Below are 19,175 nucleotides of genomic sequence, written 5' to 3'. Positions count from 1 at the left end.
GATGGAACTATTTGTAATTGGCGGGGGATTGATGGGATCTGGAATTGCTCAAGTAGCAGCTCAGTCAGGGATGGACGTATGCATCGCTGATATTAATCAAGAGGGAATTGATTTAGCTAGAAAAAGAATTAGAGACTCCTTAAGTCACCTTGAAAGAAAAGGAAAGATTGAAGATTCAGAGGGTATTCTTTCTCGTATTGAATTTCAAGTGTACTGGGATGGAATCGAGAGTGCGGACGTCATCATTGAAGCTGTACCAGAAAATTTGGAACTGAAGAAAAACGTATTTAAACAGATTGATAAAGTGGCCAAAGAAGGAGCTCTTCTTGCTTCCAATACATCCTGCTTATCTATTACGAACCTTGGCGCGGTCACTCGTCGTCCGGAGCAAGTCATCGGGATGCACTTTTTCAGTCCAGTACCGATGATGCCGCTTCTAGAGATTGTGAAGGGACATAAGACTTCGGAGGAGACAGTTCAGCGAGCGATAGAGGTAGGGGAGAGGTTAAGAAAGCAAATCATTGTGGCTCAGAAGGATTTCCCTGGATTTTTAATGAATCGCATATGGCTTCCTATGGTGAATGAAGCATGTTATGCGGTTATGGAAGGGGTAGGAACTCCAGAAGATATTGATCAAGGTTTTGTAAGCGGTTATGGACATATAATGGGACCTTTGAAGACTATTGATATGGCTGGATTGGATGTGGCCTTGGCAGCGATGGAGGCCCTTTACGAAGGGTTTGGGGACCCAAAATATAGACCTTGTCCTCTATTAAAAAATATGGTGGCAGCCGGGGATTTAGGAAGAAAATCAGGAAAAGGATTTTACACGTATGAAAAAAGGACTCTACATGTATGAGAAATAGATGGAAAAATGATAGAACACGGAGGAATGAAGGATGTTTACGAAAATTCTAATTGCCAATCGTGGGGAAATTGCCGCTAGGATTATCCGTACTTGCCACACAATGGGCATCTCGACCGTAGCAATCTATTCTGAAGCAGATATGGAAGCACCACACGTTCAAATGGCGGATGAAGCATATTTGGTTGGGGGACCTCGTGTAAATGAAAGTTATTTGAATATGGATAAGATTATAGAAATTGCGAAGGAATCAGGGGCACAAGCGATTCACCCTGGATATGGACTGCTCTCTGAAAATACTGCTTTTGCCCATTTGTGTGAAGAGGCAGGAATTGTATTCATTGGACCTTCGCCTGAAATTATTGCCCGTATGGGAAGTAAGATTGAATCGCGAAAAGCCATGGAAGAAGCGGGAGTTCCTGTAGTTCCCGGTATTTCATATCCCTTGGAGGATGTAGAAGAAGCGGTGAAAGTCGCCAATGTTATGGGGTATCCAGTAATGCTAAAGGCCTCAGCAGGAGGGGGCGGAATAGGGATGCAAGTTGTTCGTAGTGAAAAAGAACTTCGTAAAGCTTACGTAGGCAACCAGAAACGGGCCACTGACTTTTTCGGAGATGGAGCTATGTACGTCGAAAAATATGTGGAAAATCCACGGCATATTGAGATTCAAATCCTCGCTGATCGATATGGGAATACCGTGTATTTATGGGAACGGGAATGCTCCATTCAACGCCGCCACCAAAAAGTTGTGGAGGAAGCGCCGTCTTCTTTTCTAGATGAGCATACACGAAGGAAAATGGGGGAAGTGGCTGTTAAGGCAGCTCAGTCACTTAGGTATCAGAACGCAGGTACTATCGAGTTTCTGGTCGACGCAGAAAAGAATTTTTATTTCTTAGAAATGAACACGCGTTTACAAGTGGAGCATCCGATAACGGAGGAGATAACAGGAATTGATTTGGTTGAAAAGCAGCTTCGAATTGCATGCGGAGAACCGCTTGGTTTAGTGCAGTCGAAGATTAAGCTTGAGGGTCATGCCATGGAAGCAAGGATTTATGCGGAGGATCCTACGACGTTCTTTCCGTCACCAGGTACGATTACGAAATTCGTTACACCGGAGGGTGCTGGAATCCGCCATGAATTGGCTGTTCATGAAGGCTTAGCGGTTACTCCATTCTATGATCCGATGGTTGCTAAATTGGTGGTGAAGGGAAAAAATCGAGAAGAAGCGATAGAGCGTTTAAAAGGGGCGCTCGCAAACTATTGGGTAGAGGGGATTAAAACGAATATTCCGATGTTGCGAAAAGTAGCCGCGCACCCTGCTTTTTTCAGTGGAGATACGACGACAAGTTTTGTGGAGAAACATTTAAAAACAACAGAGCCGAACGGCTTAAAAAAGGAGACATTCAAATGAGTCAGATTACAGCAACAATGGCAGGTAATGTATGGAAGGTATTAGTGGGGACAGGAGATGCAGTAGAGGCAGGTCAAGATGTGATGATTCTGGAGTCTATGAAAATGGAAATTCCAGTGGCAGCTGAAAGTTCTGGCATCGTAAAAGAAGTTAGAGCACAGGAAGGGAACTTTGTTAATGAAGGAGATATTCTTGTAGAAATTGAGTGAATTTCACATCGCATTGAAAGAGAGGGCTTTCAGAATGAAATGGCCAGAAAGCGTAACAATCAAAGAAGTAGGACCACGTGACGGACTGCAAAATGAAAAAGCATGGATTGAGACAGAAGATAAAATTTCCTGGATTAATCAACTATCCTTAACTGGATTGAAGCATGTTGAAATAACCTCTTTCGTAAATCCAAAATGGATTCCAGCTCTTGCCGATGCTAGTGATGTAGTCAAAGGGATTCAGCACGTTCCTGGGGTTGTGTATACAGCCCTTGTCCCTAATCCGAAAGGGTTGGAGAAAGCGTTAGAAGCTAATGTGGATGAAGTAGCCGTTTTTATGTCAGCAAGCCAAACTCATAATCGAAAAAATATCAATAAATCCATAGAAGATACATTTTCTGTTTTAGAGGAAGTAGTCCAGGATGCTCTTTCAGCAGGAAAGTCTGTCCGTGGATATATTTCAACAGTATTCGGCTGCCCATACGAAGGACCTGTTTCAATCGAAAATGTTGTCCGGATATCCAATACTTTGTTTGACATGGGAATTAAGGAATTGTCGCTTGGCGATACAATCGGTGTTGCAAATCCGACACAGGTACAAAAGGTATTGGAGAATCTTCTCCGGTATTTTCCCGCAAAGAAATTAGCAATGCACTTTCATGATACTCGTGGCATGGCTATAGCAAATATTTTATCTTCGCTTGATATGGGGATTAGTACGTTTGATGCGGCCATAGGGGGCTTGGGAGGATGTCCGTATGCTCCAGGGGCCTCCGGAAATGTTGCATCCGATGATTTGCTTTATATGTTGGAGGGAATGGGAATCCAGACAGGGATTGACCGGGAAAAAATGCATGAAGCGGCTCTTTTTATTCAAGAAAGATTAGGAAAACCTCTGCCTAGCCATACCTTGCAAGCTTGTGGAACGGATAGCTAAGAGAAAGTACATAAGGGGGAGGGAATGAAAGATCGATTCGAGCTTTTAAAGAAAAGTGAATCCCTGTGTTCAAGGGCGAGTAAGACAGGGGACAGGTCAGTAAAATCAGGGAGGAGAAAACATGACGATTAAATTGCCATCTCATGAATCTAGCTTACAGAATCGTATCGAAGCTATTAAAAAGGGTGGAGACGCCAAGTATCATCAACAAAACGCAGACAAGGGAAAATGGTTTGTACGAGATCGTCTGAGCAGGCTGTTTGATTCGGGGGTTGAATTGGAGGATGCCCTTTTTGCTAATTGCGTGGAAGGAGATTTGCCGGCTGACGGAGTCGTCACATCTATAGGAAAAATCCATGGTCAAACTGTTTGCGTAATTGCGAATGATTCAACAGTCAAGGCGGGGTCCTGGGGGTCCCGAACGGTAGAAAAAATTATTCGCATGCAAGAAACGGCAGAAAAGATGCGGGTTCCTCTTTTATATTTAGTTGATTCAGCAGGTGCACGAATTACAGATCAAATTGAAATGTTTCCCGGAAGACGAGGAGCGGGACGGATTTTTTATAATCAAGTCAAACTCTCCGGTAAGATTCCTCAAGTATGTATTTTGTTTGGTCCATCCGCGGCTGGTGGGGCATACATTCCAGCCTTTTGTGACTTGGTAATAATGGTGGACGGAAATGCGTCGATGTATCTGGGTTCTCCTCGGATGGCGGAAATGGTCATCGGAGAAAAAGTAACCCTGGAAGAAATGGGTGGGGCTCGTATGCACTGTTCCGTGTCCGGATGTGGAGATGTGTTAGCCAAGGACGAAGAAGAAGCAATTGAAATGGCACGAAATTATCTAGCTTATTTTCCAGCTAATTTTGCTGAGAAACCTCCTGTACAGAAGGAATTGGCACCTAAGCAGTTTGAGAAAACATTAGAAGAGATTATCCCGACAAATCAGAATGCACCATTTAATATGTATGATTTGATTGATCGAGTTATTGATGAAGGTTCCTTTTTTGAAATCAAGAAATTATTTGCTGGAGAATTGATTACTGGTTTAGCTCGAATAAATGGAAAAGCAATCGGGATTATTGCCAATCAGCCTCGTGTTAAGGGTGGAGTGTTATTCCACGACACGGCGGATAAGGCTGCAAAATTTATTACCCTTTGTGACGCTTACCATATTCCACTTCTATTTCTTGTTGATGTACCAGGTTTTATGATTGGAACCAAGGTTGAACGGGCAGGAATCATTAGACATGGGGCAAAAATGATTTCGGCCATGTCTGAAGCGACTGTACCTAAAATTTCTATTATTGTCCGTAAAGCCTATGGAGCAGGTTTGTATGCCATGGCCGGACCTGCGTTTGAAACAGATTGCTGCCTTGCCTTACCTACAGCCCAAATTGCAGTAATGGGCCCAGAGGCCGCAGTAAATGCTGTCTATGCCAATAAAATTGCACAATTACCTGAATATGAGAGGGCTTCCTTTGTAGAACAGAAGAGGGAGGAGTATAAGCAGGATATAGACATTTATCGATTAGCCTCAGAAATGATTATCGATGGGATTATTGCCCCAAATTCATTACGCGATGAATTAGTGACTCGATTTGATGCGTATTCATCAAAGGATGTGGTTTTTTCTGAGCGGAAGCACCCAGTATATCCAGTCTAAATTCTATCATTCTAAAAGAAGAGAGTGAAAGTTTAAAAGACAGCGAAGAAAGGCAAAAAAATAACTTGAAGAAAGGCAGGGTGTTAAATGTCAAAATTAGTGCGTGTGGAGAAAAGGGAAGGAATCGCTACTATCATTTTGGATAATCCGCCATTGAATATTTTAAGTCATCAGGTTGTTAAGGAGTTAGATGAGATTTTCCATATGGTAGCGAAAGATCCGGAAGTCATATGCGTTATCTTAACAGGATCAGGAAGTAAAGCATTTATGGCGGGAGCAAATATTAAAGAGTTTCCAGATAAGATAGGGAAAAATGATGTCAAAGAGTTCTCCATGCATATGCACCGTGTTTTCAATCTAATTGATTTTTTACCTCAGCCAACAATCGCAGTCATAAACGGGTTGGCTCTAGGTGGAGGATGCGAATTAGCTCTAACCTGCGATATTCGAATTGCGGAGGCCCATGCACAAATTGGGTTGCCTGAAATTAAATTAGGACTTTTCCCAGGTGCCGGTGGAACACAGCGTCTGCCTCGATTAGTTGGAGAAGCAAAAGCGAAAGAAATGATGTTTACAGGGGAACCGATATCCGGGGACGAAGCACTGAGGATTGGTTTAGTTAATCAGGTTGCACCGAGTGGAGAAGGCATGACGGTAGCTTATAAAATAGCACAAAAAATTGCAGGATATTCTCTACAAGCTCTATCTCGTATTAAACGAGCTGTTGATGAAGGAATGGATCAAAATTTTGATGCTGCACTTGAACGAGAAGCACATCTATTTGGGGAAGTGTTTCAAACAGAAGATGTAAAAGAGGGGGTTCAAGCGTTTATCGAAAAACGTACTCCTCAATTTACACACAAATAAAGAACTAGGTAGGTTTGATGATATAAGGGTTAAAAATATTATTCTACTAGAGGCTGAAGGTTTGTTAAAATAGTATTTGTATTCCCTTAATTTTCCAAAAGAGTTAAATTTAACGATAAAAATAAAGGAATAAGCAGTATGGTTTAACACGTTGAGGTATTTGGGGTGCTCGGGGGATTTCTTTAATTATAGAACATAACTTTTAAATTGAATGATTATAAGGAGGGCGATGAAGAGTGAATTTAGATCTCAAACTTCGGGAACACGCTAAAAAAAATCCTGAAAAATTAGCCCTTGGATGGGAAACAGGTTCTTTTACGTATAGGGAATTAAATGAAAGAGTCCAAAAGCTTGCTAACCAATTTTACTTAAGTGGCGTTGTGAAAGGTGATCGTATTGCTATAATTTTGGACAATTGCCCTGAATTTGTAATCAGTTATTATGCTTGTATGCGTATCGGAGCTATAAGTGTTCCGATTAATCCATCGTTTACTTCACGGGAGTTTGGAATAATCATCAATGATAGTACCCCTAAAATTATCATTACTAATGAAGCTGTTAATGAAGTGCTGAAACAAACAAGAATAGAGGAAAATCCCCAATATTTGTTGAGGAATGATTCAATCTTTAGTGATCTAGTTACAGGTGGACAAGCAGAATATTTAGTAGATTTACATGAGAATGAGGAATGCTCCATTTTATATACTTCCGGAACAACAGGTTTACCAAAAGGTGCGGTGCTTACTTATTATAATCTTTACCATAATGCTAAAACATTTGCAGAAACATTGGAACTAAATGAGAATGATAGAACATTAATTCTGACCCCATTATCACACATAGCTTCACAATCAAATTGTATGAATGCCCTAATATACTGTGGTGGATACATCTATCTGATACCAAGATGGAAATCAAGTTCAAATACTTTAAGTACACTGGAGAAAGAGGAGATAACGTTCTTTTTTGGCCCTCCAACTGTGTACACGTACATGTTAAATGATAAAGATATTAGTACGTATCATTTGAAATTAAGAATCGCATATACGGGAGCGGCACCGTTACCAGAAAAGATTTTCAAAAAGTGGAGAGAAACCTTTGGCTTTGAAATCCTTGAAGGATATGGATTAACAGAATGTTCCCCAGTTGTATCAGTTAATCCTCCTCGTGGTAAGAAAAAACTAGGTAGTGTTGGGCTTCCTATAAATGATGTAAGAGTCAAAATAGTAAATGAACGATTCGAAGAGGTACCAATTGGAGAATCTGGAGAGTTAGTTGTTCAAGGACCTAATGTCATAAAGAGATATTATAACCGTGAAAAGGAAAATTATTCGGCTTTTATTGATGGATGGTTCAGAACAGGGGATATCGCAAAGCGAGACAATGATGGCTATTTATATATTGTCGATCGACAAAAAGATATGATTATTCGTTCAGGGTTTAATGTTTATCCAAGGGAAGTAGAAGAAGTATTATACGAGCACCCGGCCGTATTGGAGGTTGCTGTTATAGGGTACCCAGATGCTGAAAAAGGAGAGGTAGTAAAGGCGGTTTTAACATTAAAGCCTGGTTATAGTGGAAAAGTGGAAGAGTTAAAAGAATTTTGTAAAGAAAGATTAGCCACCTACAAAGTACCTCAAGAGTTTGAAATTGTGAATGAATTGCCGAAAACAAGTTCTGGAAAGATTGTTAAAACTAAATTACGAGAGTTATATACTTAAATATTTGCTGTGTCTCCTTTTCTAAGAGTTGTTGTCCAATGGCTGATACTGTTGTAAATAACAGCAGGAGTCAGCTTTCTGATATGGAAATTTTAAAGGTTATTCATTCCATAAGACATCCTACAATTAATAGAAGTTGAAATGGTCAAGATTTAGAGAGTATTGACCATGCACCTCTGGAGTGAAAACGTTTGCAGATTCCGATAAAACCATTTTTGAGAAAAGTTGAAATGAAGCCTAGGAATCAAAGGAAGTTAATAATATGTCCAGGGGTGATTTAATGGAGCTAAAGAAAGAGCAATTAGGCCATGCAATGAAGGGGAGTTATCGCTGGAAAGTAATTATCCCAATGTTATTCGTCATGTATATGTTGGCATACATCGATCGGACCAATATATCATTTGCTATGACAGAGATGCAGAAAACATTTGCTATAACATCAACGGTAAGTGGATTTATTGCAGGGATATTCTTTTGCGGATACATTTTATTAATGGCACCGATTGGACATTTAGCAAGCAGGAAAAGTGCACGAAATATTGTTGTAATTCTTGGCTTGTTAACGGGTGTTCTTTCGAGTATGCAGGGGATGGCTAACTCTATTGAGATGTTAATTGGGATTCGTTTCTTGTTAGGGCTTGTTGAAGGTGGAATTTATCCAGCGATGGGTGTTTTAATAGCAAACTGGTTTCCTCAACATGAACGTGGTCGAGCTACAGGTATTTTCTTTTTATACGTTACAGTTGCCCCTTTAATAATGTCGCCAATATCAGGGTATATTGTGTCAAATATTCACTGGTTTGGTTTAGAGAGTTGGCGATGGGTATTTATGACCCAAGGGATTCCTGTAATTTTGATAACGTTCCTTTTTCTCTATCTAATTCCAGATAGTCCGTTAAAAGCTTCAAAAAAACGGATCAGCGATCAGGAACGGGCTTATTTATTAGAACAACAAGCGATTGAAGCAAGCAGGCCGAAAGTAATTCAGGAAAAAACATACTGGAAAGCGGCTTTGAATCGTAATTTCATTTTTGTTTCACTTGCTTATTTTATGGGTGGAGGAGTTGGAAACTACGGAATTATTATGTGGTTGCCGGTCATTATTAAGGAGTTTTCGGCTTTAGGGTATACAACAGTTGGTTTTCTATCTGCAATTCCATGGTTAATTGGTACCGTTGGAATGATTTCAGTAGGGATTATCAATGATAAGCTTGGTAATAAACGATTATTGTTGTTTTGTTTAAATGCCATTGCAGGAGTTTCGCTACTTTCCGCGATACTTGCTCTTAATTATAATATCTGGTTGGCTATTTTCTTAATCAGTATTACTATTGTTGGCGGAATGTCTTCTTCTGCTGTCTTTATGACATTGGTTGCTGAAATATTACCGTCAAATATGATGGGTGGAATGATGGGGCTTTGGAATGCGTTTGGTAATATAGGCGGCTTCGTTGGACCATTCGTTGTTGGTGCACTCATGGCAGGAGGCAGTAGTTTGCTTGGGGTAGGTTTCTTATCAGGCTGTTATATTGCTGCTTGTATATTAGTGTTAATGATTAAATTACAGAAAAAAGAAGCTATTGAATTACAGCAAAAAGAAGCGTGATTATGTATGACATCTTTGGAGGAGGGTCAAGTATAGAACGAACACCTTAAAAGGATTTGTTCAAGTAAAATTCAAACTACAGCTGGTATGGAAGGTTTTCATTCTTCTTGAGAATACAGAATACTGAATCTATTCCGGCTCCAATTCATGCACATTCATCATGTAGCCATGCCGAAGATCATTCAGAGAAGTCCCGCTCCGATAAATGGAAGTAACAACAAAGAAGAAAACAACCTTTCTTTTAAACAAGAAAAGTTGTTTTCTTCTTTTCTTGTTTCGAGGGTTTCCTCGTAGAAACCTTATCAGTTCACTAAAAGAAGTCTCTTAAGCAGTAAGTCCGCGGCAATCTCCTCCACCGCCACCTTCAGCTAAAGCTTCCGGTTGGGGCTCCAGAGCTTGCCGCTCATCTTACTCAAAGAAGCTAATCTTGGAAGCTTATTCATCCTGCAGCCATGCTGACGCCCATTCAAGAAGCCTCTCCCGCATACCTGCATGGAAGCAACAGCAAGGAAGAAAACAACCTTTCTTCTAACAAAGAAAAGTTGTTTTCTTTTTTTCTTGTTTAGAGGGTTTCTTCGTAGAAGCCTTATCCGTTCACTCAAAGAAGTCTCTTAAGCAGTAAGTCCGCGCCAATCTCCTCCACCGCCACCTTCAGCTAACGCTTCCTGTTAGGGCTCCAGAGCTTGTCGCTCGGCTTACTCAAAGAGGCCCTTTTACAAGCTTATTCAACGAAGCAATCACGGTCCTGAATAAGCTTCTGCGCACTGGAGCTTCCGTTTCCTTTTGGTCGGGACCCCAGGGCTCATGTGATGCAGGGACGTGGCCGGATTGCACCTACTCGCTCGTGCCTCGCTCAAACAAGGCGCCCTCCGGCTAAGAAAGCCTATCACATGGCCCACCCAAACTAAAAGACTACGGGTCACCAGTGAATGTAGAATCAGCTAATCTCCCTCTATCAATGCTTTAAATTCCATGTCAACTTCTAAAATAGTACATTTTTACTGTATTTCATTTATGGAAACAAAGTATTTTGAAGGAAATTAGGTCTTTGTGTCGAAGTTTGAAAGTGAAAGACCTCTTTTTTTTCTTCTTTTTTCTTCTTGCAACTTTTTATTATTTATCTTCAATTCTTTTATTTTTTACCTCAAAAAGTACAAGATTCTAAATTTCCAATCAAATAAAAAAGAAAACCCCTATATGAGTTTGGCCGCTCCAGGAATTTTTAAAAAATACTAGAAGGAATCGCATCCCCCTATATGCATATATACGGACAAATTTTATCATATATACTTGCGATTGCCCTTCTTTAGTAGGAGGACTTTTTGTCATGCAAAATTTAAATACGGTGGAAAGCTATGCGCTTGAAGAAGCGAAACGGCACGTGCTGTTCCATCATCATAAAGCGTCTGGATGGATCACTTTTGCTAAGAAGGAGAGTGATGGATCTTGGAAGCAATATCACTATCAACCTGCAGAATTGGCTTCAGAGTTGCCTAATTGGCTCGGTGATAATATTTTCTTTAGCCAAAATACATTCTTTAAGCCACAACGTCGTATTGAAAATATAAAGCAATTACGGGCTTTATATGTCGATATAGACTGTCATAACTTGAATTATGATCCCCATTGGGTAGCAGAAAAGTTGAATTTAGAAGTATTTCAGGAGGACATTCCATCTCCGAATTTTATTATATTTTCCGGTCGTGGTCTTGTTTGTATATGGCTGATTGAACCTGTGCCGTATCAAGCTTTTCCGCTGTGGAAGGCTGTTCAGAACTATTTTTATGAGCGGTTAGAATATGTTGGGGCTGATAAGAAATCAATCGATTCAACACGCGTTTTTAGGATAGCTGGCAGTGTGAATTCAAAAAATAACAAAGAAGTATTTGTCGATTATAGACATGATTATCGGTATGGCCTGCGAGAGCTGCAGACAGAATATTTACCAGAGTTAACCCTAGCACGACAAAATACATCGAAAAAGCCAGGGCCTAAATCAAAGGTTATTCATTTACATAACGTCCGCAGCCTTCATTATGCTAGATTATTAGATTTAGTTAAGATTGCGGAGCTGCGCGATTATGATTTAAGAGGGCATCGGGAGCAAATATGCTTCTTGTACAGATATTGGTCTTGTTGCTTAACGGATGATTTAAAAGAGTCTTTAAATCAAATGCTGGAGTTTAATAGTGAATTTAAGGAGCCGCTGCCAAAGCGTGAAGTAGAAAGATCGACGAGAAGCGCTGAGAAGGCTTGGAAGGCCAAAAGCGATGTCAAAGCTAATGAAGAGGCGATAGCTAAAGGATATCCCGGAGCGGGCTATAACTTGAAGAACGCAACGATTATTAAGTGGTTAGAGATAACACCAGAAGAACAGCGGCACTTAAAAACGATTATTGGTGGAAATGAAAAGCGCAGGAGAAAACGTAAGCGGGATAAATTACAAAAACGTGAAGAACGTGGGTCTGTCAGTCGTGAAGTATATTTGCAGGAACAAAAGGAACAGAAGGAAGATAAGTTATGGCAGTTAAAACAAGCTATGCAGAGATATCCTAAAATGTCTAACAGGAAATTAGCTGTGCTATTATCAATCAGCGAGTCATATGTTCGCAAATTGAAACCCAATTTGGCTACTTAAATAAGTGCGCACTGGTTGTCGCCCTTATATTATGGGCGATAGCCTGCTTGCCACGTTTTTAGAAAGGTTTAAAAGAAAGATCTATTAAGGATTCATTACTTGCCCTTTATTGGAGGGCACAGCCTCGGAGCGAGCAGTGGTAAGGCAAGCGGAAGCGCGGCAGGAGAGAGAGCTATTATTGGCTCTTTCACTATCCACAATATTACTTAATGTCAGAAATACCAGGGATACTTACTTGAAAGAGGTTTTAGGCCATAAACAGGCATTGTGTTAACTGTCTGTATATCCAGTAAAAGCAACACTTGAGCGGAGAGCCCAACATAGTATTCTTAAGTGAACCTCGCTAGAATATATAAATATGCTATCATCCCTAAATAGATCTTATATATATTTTTTGAGTTAACATAATGCTGGATATAAGTATAGAAATGATGCACAGCATCTCCATAATAAAAAAGAGGGAAGCTGTTAAGCCTCCTTCATAACTTCCTGCTATTTGATACCTGTTGAAACAATTGAATTACATCTTTATTTCTTTCATTCCATGCTTCATTTTTTATCATCGGTATTGAGAAAGCACTCTCCATGTCCATCATTAGTTGTATCAGCCTCAAGTCTTTTTGTCTGTCTATTAAATCAGAGTGGATAATATCCTCATAGCGTTTTTTATAAAGTTTCAGTGCCATATTATTTTCCCTCCTCTTTCAACATACAGTTTTAACGCCTTTTTAACATACTTCTCGTCCTCTCCTTTTATTCGCATATATTTACCCTGTGCTACAAAAAAAGATAAGCTGTTACGCTTACTTCACGATGCTTACGAACATCTAACGAATTAAAGGTATAAAAAAAGACCGTCTATAGACAGTCCTGTTCTTGTAGTAAAGCACCCAAATAGTTTAAGTACATTTCATTACAAACTAACTACTCATGGCATCATTTGGTTGACTAGATATAGTTGATAAAACCGAGGAACTCCAAGATTACTTAAAATATGCATACCCCCCCTATCCTGTTTTGGATGGGGGTAAATAAAGTTATTAAATTTTTTAATAAGGATTTTAATGGCTAATTATGAAAAGAGTGTTTAGTATAAAGTAATATATAATTAAGAAAGTGGTATATCTATGATTCAAAAACAATTATTTATTTCTTTTTTTCGCTCAGGCTTAGTCGGATTCGGTGGAGGTCCCGCGACGATTCCATTAATAAAAAAAGAAGTAGTCGAACAATATCAAATGCTCACAGCCGATGAATTCTATGAAATCATGGCTATCGGTAATACGTTACCAGGACCCATTGCAACAAAGCTTGCAGGTTATATAGGTTACGAATTAGCGGGTATTCCAGGTGCATTTATTGCTGTTTTCGCAACAGTAGCACCTACTACGTTACTTATGATTCGATTATTAAGTATTTTAGCAAAATATAAAAAGTCATTACGCGTGAAACGGCTCACGATGTTTGTTGTTCCTATCGTTGGTGTTCTAATGTTACAACTCGCACTCAAATTTTTATTGGAATCTGTAAATGCCATGTCTTGGCTACCAACTATCTTAATAGCCATTGCATCGTATATAGCGCTTCAAAAATTCAAATTCAATCCTGCCTTAGTGATCGTCAGCGCACTTATCATTGGAGCATTATTTTCAAATGCAAAACCATTATTTAAAGATTTTCCAATAGCCCTTTTTTAGGGCTATTTTTTTTGTTTTAATAGTTATCCAATTCGGTAACTAAAGTTATCTAATTCGATAACTATTAAAACCTTTATGAACCATTGATATAACAACGTTTCTTTATGTTTTGATAGTAATTTTACTCTCACTCTCTATATAAAGGCTTTTCTCCAAGCAAGGTTCGGGTAGTATTTTTTGAGAAGTTCACTCAAAAAATCTCCACCCTTGTTTCCTTGCTTTCCGAAATTTTTGGCGGTGCTGAACTGTCGCCAAGCCGAACAGACCCAAAACAAGGGGAAAGAACCAAAAGATAAAATACTAGCCTTTAAGGCTAAAAGGCTGCCATCAAGGCAACCAAAACCAAGTCTCTAAGATGGTCTTTTTATTCACTTTATCTTTGCAATAATAAATCGTAAACAGTAGAAGAGTGTAGATGTTGATGAGTTACTGCTTACTGATTATACTCGTACCGTCCTTAAGAATTAGTACTTGATTTGGTCCTGTCCGTTTCATTACCCGATATCCAGTATTCGAAGTTGTTGCGATCCCTTCATTATTGGGTTTACAATAACCATTGACTTCACAAGTCCCATCATCCCGAACGAGTACTTGGCCGATTAACCCGACAGCCACCCATTCTGGCCGTTCTGTACGAGGGACATATTCTTCATCAGAATTCCAAGCAGGATTGAGCATAACTTGCATTTCTTTTCTTTCAGGAATAAGAACATTTCCTTTCTTGTCTGTTACAGCAGGAACCGTCACTTCATGATATTGCTTTCGTCCCCACTCATCCGTCGCATATTTTCCATGCCAGCGTAATCCTGCACTATTTCCAAGGAGACTTGGCGTTGCGCTGGTGATGCCTAAAATAAACTGATCACTGGCTGTTGCCTTTCGAATCTTATCCTCTTCTGTTGTTACAAAATACCCTACATCAATCGGGTTTCCATCCACAGTTTCAAACATCTCCGCATAGTCGGCTGCAGGGCTTAAATACATTCCATCGACAAACATATTAAATGTCGTTCCGCTCCATTTTGCCCCCAGACCTCTAACGAGAATCGAAGTTCCGTTTCCGATGAACCATGAATTGTTCTCGTCTGCATCACCATTTCGTCCCATGATATGAGAGTTGACAAACGCTTGAGCATTAGTATTTAGACCTTCCGCATGGGAATTCGATCCATCAGCTCTTGTACCAGTTCCTTCCGTATGGGAAGCAACTCCATTAGCTCTTGTACCGAGGCCTTCGGAATGAGCAGCAATATCATTGGCTTGTGTATCGAAGCCTTCTGCATGGGCAGCAAGTCCGGTTGAGTCTACATTTGTATTTAAACCCTCGACATGGGAGCTAGCCCCGTTCGCAAAGTTAGGCTGATCACCAAAAACACCCGAACCTCCCCCTCCTTCTACGTGAGCGGCTCTTCCACCCGCAAAGTTGCCTATACCTTCTGCATGGGAATTAGAACCACTTGCGGTTGTGCTTTCTCCTTCCGCATGAGAACTATTTCCACTAGCGGTTGTTAAAAACCCCTCAGCATGCGCATTGGTACCTTGTGTTGGATCTTCTGCATTTCCCGTTGTGGTTTGAAATCCTTCCGCATGAGAGTTTTCTCCAAATGCGTTTGTTTCTCTGCCTTCGGCGTGGGAAGCAAACCCACTGGCTGTGGTAGTAAACCCTTCCGCATGGGCAGCTTCTTCACTGGCGATAGTGGTACTTCCTTCGGCATGAGCAGCCGCGCTACTGGCTATCGTATTAAATCCTTCGGCATGGGAAGAACCGCCAATTGCTTGTGTACCTGCCCCTTCCGCATGGGAGCTATTCCCACTGGCGGTTGTACTAAGTCCCTCGGCATGGGAGTTATTCCCACTGGCGACTGTACTAAGTCCCTCGGCATGAGAGTTGTCACCACTGGCGTCTGTAGCCTGTCCTTCGGCGTGGGAAAACGGTCCACTAGCTGTGGTATTAATTCCTTCCGCATGGGCAGCTTCTCCACTAGCATTGGTACTCCCTCCTTCCGTATGGGATGCATTCCCACTGGCTGTCGTTACAAATCCTTCTGCATGGGACGCATTCCCACTGGCTGTCGTATTCACCCCTTCTGCTTCTGAGCATGTTCCACTCGGATTCTGATTACATCCATTCGCCATTTCATTTCACTCCTTTTGGATAATATCATTAAAAACTCATTAAGACTCTGAATGAGTTTGAGATTTCGCTCTTGTAATTACATTATGTTTTAACCACCACATTAGCTTGGACCAATATATTATGTATGTGGCGCCACAAGTGAAACATGGTTAGCTAACGAGTGGATATTTTAGTTAAAAGCATCGAGTTAGCAGCTTTTTGTTATACAACACTAGTGAAAATTATTAGAGTATTCAAAAACAAAACGAGTGTATGAATTTACCTAATAAGAATACATATGAAATATAGAGCCTGTATCTATAATTGAACTTTTTTATTAAACCAAGGTCATGCTGTCATAAACGGTCATAACCATCATAACCATTATAAAAAGAGCCTCCACTAAGGGACGCTCTTTTTCATTTCCACCAAGTTTTTACCCAATCCTTGAAAGTGAAAGGTTTATTCTCCCTATCTGTAGCAATCATTTGCTTCACCTCTTGAAGTTCCTCCAGGGATTGCTTTAGCAGCTGACGTTGTTCTTCAATGTTTATCTTGGCCAGAAGCCGCCTTTCTTGTTCCTCAAGCTTTTGTTCTAAAACCTCTTGCATTTTAAGTGCAAATTGTTGCTCCTGTTCCTTATATTGCTTTTCATATGTTATTCTTTGCTCTTCAAGTAGCTGAGTCATAAGGGTCATAACGTCATGTGGCTGTTGAATTTCTTTTGATATGCTGTCATGACCATTCATCTCACTAATTTTCTTAGCTGCCATTTCAAGCGTTACGCCGTCATACTTGCTCATTTCCATGAACATTTCAAGTGCTTTTATGTCTTGATTAAAGAAAAGTCGATGACCTTGAGGGTTTTTCTGAAATACGTAGCCTTCTTTTTCTAGCAGGGAAATATATTTTTTGAATACAGAATCTTTGATGTTAAGTTTATTCATCACTTCACTTGATTTAAAGATGATTCCTACTCTTTTAGTCATAACCGTACACCCCCAGTTATCTATTTCGTTATGCGGTCATGACCTACCTTTAAAAAGAAAACGTAAAAATTCGACAAATGATAAAAATAAGTATAAGTATTCATAAAAAGCCCCTACTCTTATAGTCATACCGTCATGACTATCCTTATTGTCTGGCTCAGACTGGGTGGCAGAGTGGATTCTCGATACAACCACCTATGCGGTAAGGTATGATTTGTTTACAACAAGTCACAAGAAACCGATTGTACGCATTAGAAATAATGGTACAAAGAAATTAAATCCTGCGGCTTGACCAAAGGAGCAAAACGTTTATCGGAAATCTACTTATGAGTAATTTATAAGGAAGATTAGGTAAGTTTTGTAGAGCGGCTGTATAGATTCTGGAATAGTGATTAAGAGAAGAATAATATGTATTAACAACTAAAAAAAGACCAAATGGAGCAGGAGTTCCATTGGTCTTTTTTTACTTTTGTTTGCTTAGAACAATTGAGCTTAGTTCCAATGGTGGCTACTATGGTCACCAGTTGTGGAAGTGGAAGACCTTCTTCTGAAAGATCTGCTCTTTAATTGGTTGCAAACAGTATGTTCCCCCCTTAAAATAGATTGCCATTCACAATCGATTTCTTGCTCTGGGGTTTAATGGTTTAATACCCCGCGAAATTAAAATGAAAGAACAATTTACTATCGCTTTATGAGGTTTTTATTTACTAAGAAAATGAAATTCATAAGGAATTTTATTTTCGCGTCCATTCTAAGTATAACATTTTTGTTAATGTTTTAATCAAGGGAAGATTTCAAAAAAATGTTAAAATTTTTCGTCAAACTTTTTAAAAAAGAAAATGTAAACCAACTTCTTAAAAAATGATAGCTAACAATATAAGGGCTCCTAAAGCCATCAGTCTCCCTTTCTCTTCTTCGCTTAACCATTGTTCTTTTACCACGTAAGTTCCATAGCTTCCTTTTACTTTAACTAATTTAATTGATCGTAAGGGTAATTCCTCCCTGGTTTTCGATTCTGATTGGTTTGCCATGAATCTCCCTTGATTGTCCCTTAATCGGTTTGATACACCCACTTTGCTCTTTTCCGTTTCTTCTTCCTGTTCCAACAGCTCCAATATTTTTATTAATCGTTGTCGCTCGTTCATGGATATCATTGACGTCCCTACCTCCCTTTGTTCTTCTTATCTTTGGGCTCTGTTCCATCCAGTACCCGTGCTGGGTGCGCTCCCATAGTGGGGGAGGGAGAGGGACGTCTTTCTTTTTATGTTCAGTCAACAGATTCAGGAACTCCTTTGAATACGCTGCTGCAAAGAGAGCTGCTCTTATAATTTGGTTTCGGTCTAAATGAGTAGCATGGAAAAGACTATCTATATATTCCTTAAAAACATCGTCATAACGTACAGTAGGTCGATACATAAAATCCCTCCTTTACATCGTAAAAAATCCAACTGCTAAAATAACGACTAATACAGCTACAGCCCATTCTAAGCCTGAATCACCAGTACTATCTAAATTAGCTTCTTCTAGCTCTTCGTCACGTTTTCTTTTTGCCATTTGTTCAACCTCCCTATATGGCGTCTCTTGACGTCCTCGATAAATGGTATTAGGTACTGCTTGTCCATTATTCCCAACTTTTTTAGATTAGATTGAATACTTTTGGGATTAATGGTCAAGAATGCTGATAACAATTATTTCGAAAGGGGTAAAAGAAAAAATGTGGGGCATCGGTAAACAAAGAAGCAAACTTGGGAAGTGGATGGATAAAAAAGGACTGGATCAACAGGATTTAGCTGAAGCCGCAAAGGTTAGTAAAAATACAATTTCAAAAGCTTGTAATGAAAAAGATTACATCCCTCGACAGGACGTCATGAAAAAGTTATTAAAAGCCATTCGTGAGATAGACAAGGGCGCAAAAATGAGCGATTTTTGGGATATGTAACAAAAGGCATATTAAAGTTAGTTTATCAAGGAAGTGGCTCAGTGACAGAGTTTCTGTTATGAATCGTAAAATAGTTTACTGCATATAAAACTTTAATAATTTTCGAAACGATTACCAAATCTTTTTACAAGAATGTTTAATCTTAGCAGACTCTATTTTTCCTTTCTAATGGAATTTACTTTGCAGGCTATGAAAAAACTCTGTCACTAGATCTTTTAGGTTAGAAAGAGTCAGTCAAATGTTGATTCTTTTTAGCATGTATAAAGAGGTTATTTACAAGTATTGAAGAAACATTTTATGAACTTTGCAGAGTCTTATAAAATATCATAGGAAAAGAATTTTAAAGCTTACATTTTCGGTTTTAATATTCATTCGACAATTCCTTTTGTTGTTTTTAATATATTGTTTTAATTGTTTTAATTGTTTTAATTGTTTTCGGAGGCCTGAATCCCTTGGTATATAAGGTTTTTTGAGCCTTAACCCTTACACTTTCGGTCTTAACCCTTACACTTTC

Annotated in this window: 16 protein-coding genes; 11 read left to right on the top strand and 5 right to left on the bottom strand. The window is 39.6% G+C overall.

Going from position 1 to position 19,175, the window contains the following annotated elements; translation table 11 throughout:
* Position 1 precedes the first annotated feature (1 nt).
* The 9 genes from V7068_RS11770 to V7068_RS11730 all read left to right on the top strand — a co-directional run bounded on the left by V7068_RS11770 (position 2) and on the right by V7068_RS11730 (position 11,920).
* A complete protein-coding gene (locus V7068_RS11770; RefSeq protein ID WP_499712955.1) occupies positions 2–859 on the top strand; it encodes a 3-hydroxyacyl-CoA dehydrogenase family protein in 858 nt (285 codons plus the stop codon).
* A gap of 40 nt (positions 860–899) precedes the next feature.
* Entirely contained in the window at positions 900–2,276 is a 1,377-nt protein-coding gene (locus tag V7068_RS11765) for an acetyl-CoA carboxylase biotin carboxylase subunit (protein ID WP_499712954.1), read from the top strand.
* Positions 2,273–2,485: an acetyl-CoA carboxylase biotin carboxyl carrier protein subunit gene (locus tag V7068_RS11760; RefSeq protein WP_499712953.1), complete on the top strand. Its 213-nt coding sequence runs from the start codon at positions 2,273–2,275 to the stop codon at positions 2,483–2,485. The genes V7068_RS11765 and V7068_RS11760 overlap by 4 nt, the downstream gene beginning before the upstream one ends.
* A 34-nt stretch (positions 2,486–2,519) precedes the next feature.
* Positions 2,520–3,422 (top strand): hydroxymethylglutaryl-CoA lyase, encoded by a 903-nt coding sequence (locus V7068_RS11755; protein WP_499712952.1) that lies wholly within the window; start codon positions 2,520–2,522, stop codon positions 3,420–3,422.
* 121 nt (positions 3,423–3,543) lie between these two features.
* Positions 3,544–5,088, top strand: a complete 1,545-nt coding sequence (locus V7068_RS11750) for an acyl-CoA carboxylase subunit beta (protein WP_499712951.1) — start codon at positions 3,544–3,546, stop codon at positions 5,086–5,088.
* Positions 5,089–5,175: 87 nt separating this feature from the next.
* The gene (locus V7068_RS11745) at positions 5,176–5,955 is read left to right on the top strand and encodes an enoyl-CoA hydratase (protein WP_499712950.1); all 780 of its coding nucleotides are present in this window, start codon (positions 5,176–5,178) and stop codon (positions 5,953–5,955) included.
* A gap of 236 nt (positions 5,956–6,191) precedes the next feature.
* Positions 6,192–7,676, top strand: coding sequence for a class I adenylate-forming enzyme family protein (locus V7068_RS11740; protein ID WP_499712949.1), 1,485 nt, complete (start codon positions 6,192–6,194; stop codon positions 7,674–7,676).
* 280 nt (positions 7,677–7,956) lie between these two features.
* Positions 7,957–9,282, top strand: a complete 1,326-nt coding sequence (locus tag V7068_RS11735; RefSeq protein WP_499712948.1) for an MFS transporter — start codon at positions 7,957–7,959, stop codon at positions 9,280–9,282.
* Positions 9,283–10,609: 1,327 nt separating this feature from the next.
* The gene (locus tag V7068_RS11730) at positions 10,610–11,920 is read left to right on the top strand and encodes a replication protein (protein WP_499712947.1); all 1,311 of its coding nucleotides are present in this window, start codon (positions 10,610–10,612) and stop codon (positions 11,918–11,920) included.
* 479 nt (positions 11,921–12,399) lie between these two features.
* On the opposite strand, the gene V7068_RS11725 is transcribed toward V7068_RS11730, so the two are convergent.
* A complete protein-coding gene (locus V7068_RS11725; RefSeq protein ID WP_499712946.1) occupies positions 12,400–12,606 on the bottom strand; it encodes a hypothetical protein in 207 nt (68 codons plus the stop codon).
* Between the two features lie 441 nt (positions 12,607–13,047).
* Between V7068_RS11725 and V7068_RS11720 the strand changes: the two genes are divergently transcribed.
* Positions 13,048–13,617: a chromate transporter gene (locus tag V7068_RS11720; protein WP_499712945.1), complete on the top strand. Its 570-nt coding sequence runs from the start codon at positions 13,048–13,050 to the stop codon at positions 13,615–13,617.
* A gap of 426 nt (positions 13,618–14,043) precedes the next feature.
* Here V7068_RS11720 and V7068_RS11715 read toward each other — a convergent pair whose 3' ends face one another.
* The 4 genes from V7068_RS11715 to V7068_RS11700 form a co-directional block, all read right to left on the bottom strand.
* Positions 14,044–15,753 (bottom strand): peptidase G2 autoproteolytic cleavage domain-containing protein, encoded by a 1,710-nt coding sequence (locus V7068_RS11715; protein ID WP_499712944.1) that lies wholly within the window; start codon positions 15,751–15,753, stop codon positions 14,044–14,046.
* A gap of 399 nt (positions 15,754–16,152) precedes the next feature.
* On the bottom strand, positions 16,153–16,722 hold the full coding sequence (locus tag V7068_RS11710; protein ID WP_499712943.1) for a hypothetical protein: 570 nt from the start codon (positions 16,720–16,722) through the stop codon (positions 16,153–16,155).
* A 975-nt stretch (positions 16,723–17,697) separates the two neighbouring features.
* Positions 17,698–18,138: a hypothetical protein gene (locus tag V7068_RS11705; protein ID WP_499712942.1), complete on the bottom strand. Its 441-nt coding sequence runs from the start codon at positions 18,136–18,138 to the stop codon at positions 17,698–17,700.
* A gap of 12 nt (positions 18,139–18,150) precedes the next feature.
* The gene (locus V7068_RS11700) at positions 18,151–18,276 is read right to left on the bottom strand and encodes a hypothetical protein (RefSeq protein WP_499712941.1); all 126 of its coding nucleotides are present in this window, start codon (positions 18,274–18,276) and stop codon (positions 18,151–18,153) included.
* Positions 18,277–18,397: 121 nt separating this feature from the next.
* On the opposite strand from V7068_RS11700, the gene V7068_RS11695 reads away from it, so the two are divergent.
* On the top strand, positions 18,398–18,661 hold the full coding sequence (locus V7068_RS11695) for a helix-turn-helix domain-containing protein (RefSeq protein ID WP_499712940.1): 264 nt from the start codon (positions 18,398–18,400) through the stop codon (positions 18,659–18,661).
* Positions 18,662–19,175 lie beyond the last annotated feature (514 nt).

This window comes from Bacillus sp. JJ634 (assembly GCF_036962285.1).
Taxonomy (GTDB): domain Bacteria; phylum Bacillota; class Bacilli; order Bacillales; family DSM-1321; genus Peribacillus; species Peribacillus asahii_A.
The sequence above is the reverse complement of the archived record's forward strand: the minus strand, read 5'-3'. Positions and strand labels throughout refer to the sequence as shown.

Excerpts from the sequence above, each read along its gene's own strand:
- V7068_RS11700 (WP_499712941.1), bottom strand. The coding sequence starts at position 18,276 with ATGGCAAAAAGAAAACGTGACGAAGAGCTAGAAGAAGCTAATTTAGAT.
- V7068_RS11705 (WP_499712942.1), bottom strand. The coding sequence starts at position 18,138 with ATGTATCGACCTACTGTACGTTATGACGATGTTTTTAAGGAATATATA.
- V7068_RS11745 (WP_499712950.1), top strand. The coding sequence starts at position 5,176 with ATGTCAAAATTAGTGCGTGTGGAGAAAAGGGAAGGAATCGCTACTATC.
- V7068_RS11730 (WP_499712947.1), top strand. The coding sequence starts at position 10,610 with ATGCAAAATTTAAATACGGTGGAAAGCTATGCGCTTGAAGAAGCGAAA.
- V7068_RS11735 (WP_499712948.1), top strand. The coding sequence starts at position 7,957 with ATGGAGCTAAAGAAAGAGCAATTAGGCCATGCAATGAAGGGGAGTTAT.
- V7068_RS11750 (WP_499712951.1), top strand. The coding sequence starts at position 3,544 with ATGACGATTAAATTGCCATCTCATGAATCTAGCTTACAGAATCGTATC.
- V7068_RS11725 (WP_499712946.1), bottom strand. The coding sequence starts at position 12,606 with ATGGCACTGAAACTTTATAAAAAACGCTATGAGGATATTATCCACTCT.
- V7068_RS11760 (WP_499712953.1), top strand. The coding sequence starts at position 2,273 with ATGAGTCAGATTACAGCAACAATGGCAGGTAATGTATGGAAGGTATTA.
- V7068_RS11715 (WP_499712944.1), bottom strand. The coding sequence starts at position 15,753 with ATGGCGAATGGATGTAATCAGAATCCGAGTGGAACATGCTCAGAAGCA.
- V7068_RS11720 (WP_499712945.1), top strand. The coding sequence starts at position 13,048 with ATGATTCAAAAACAATTATTTATTTCTTTTTTTCGCTCAGGCTTAGTC.
- V7068_RS11770 (WP_499712955.1), top strand. The coding sequence starts at position 2 with ATGGAACTATTTGTAATTGGCGGGGGATTGATGGGATCTGGAATTGCT.
- V7068_RS11695 (WP_499712940.1), top strand. The coding sequence starts at position 18,398 with ATGCTGATAACAATTATTTCGAAAGGGGTAAAAGAAAAAATGTGGGGC.
- V7068_RS11710 (WP_499712943.1), bottom strand. The coding sequence starts at position 16,722 with ATGACTAAAAGAGTAGGAATCATCTTTAAATCAAGTGAAGTGATGAAT.
- V7068_RS11755 (WP_499712952.1), top strand. The coding sequence starts at position 2,520 with ATGAAATGGCCAGAAAGCGTAACAATCAAAGAAGTAGGACCACGTGAC.
- V7068_RS11765 (WP_499712954.1), top strand. The coding sequence starts at position 900 with ATGTTTACGAAAATTCTAATTGCCAATCGTGGGGAAATTGCCGCTAGG.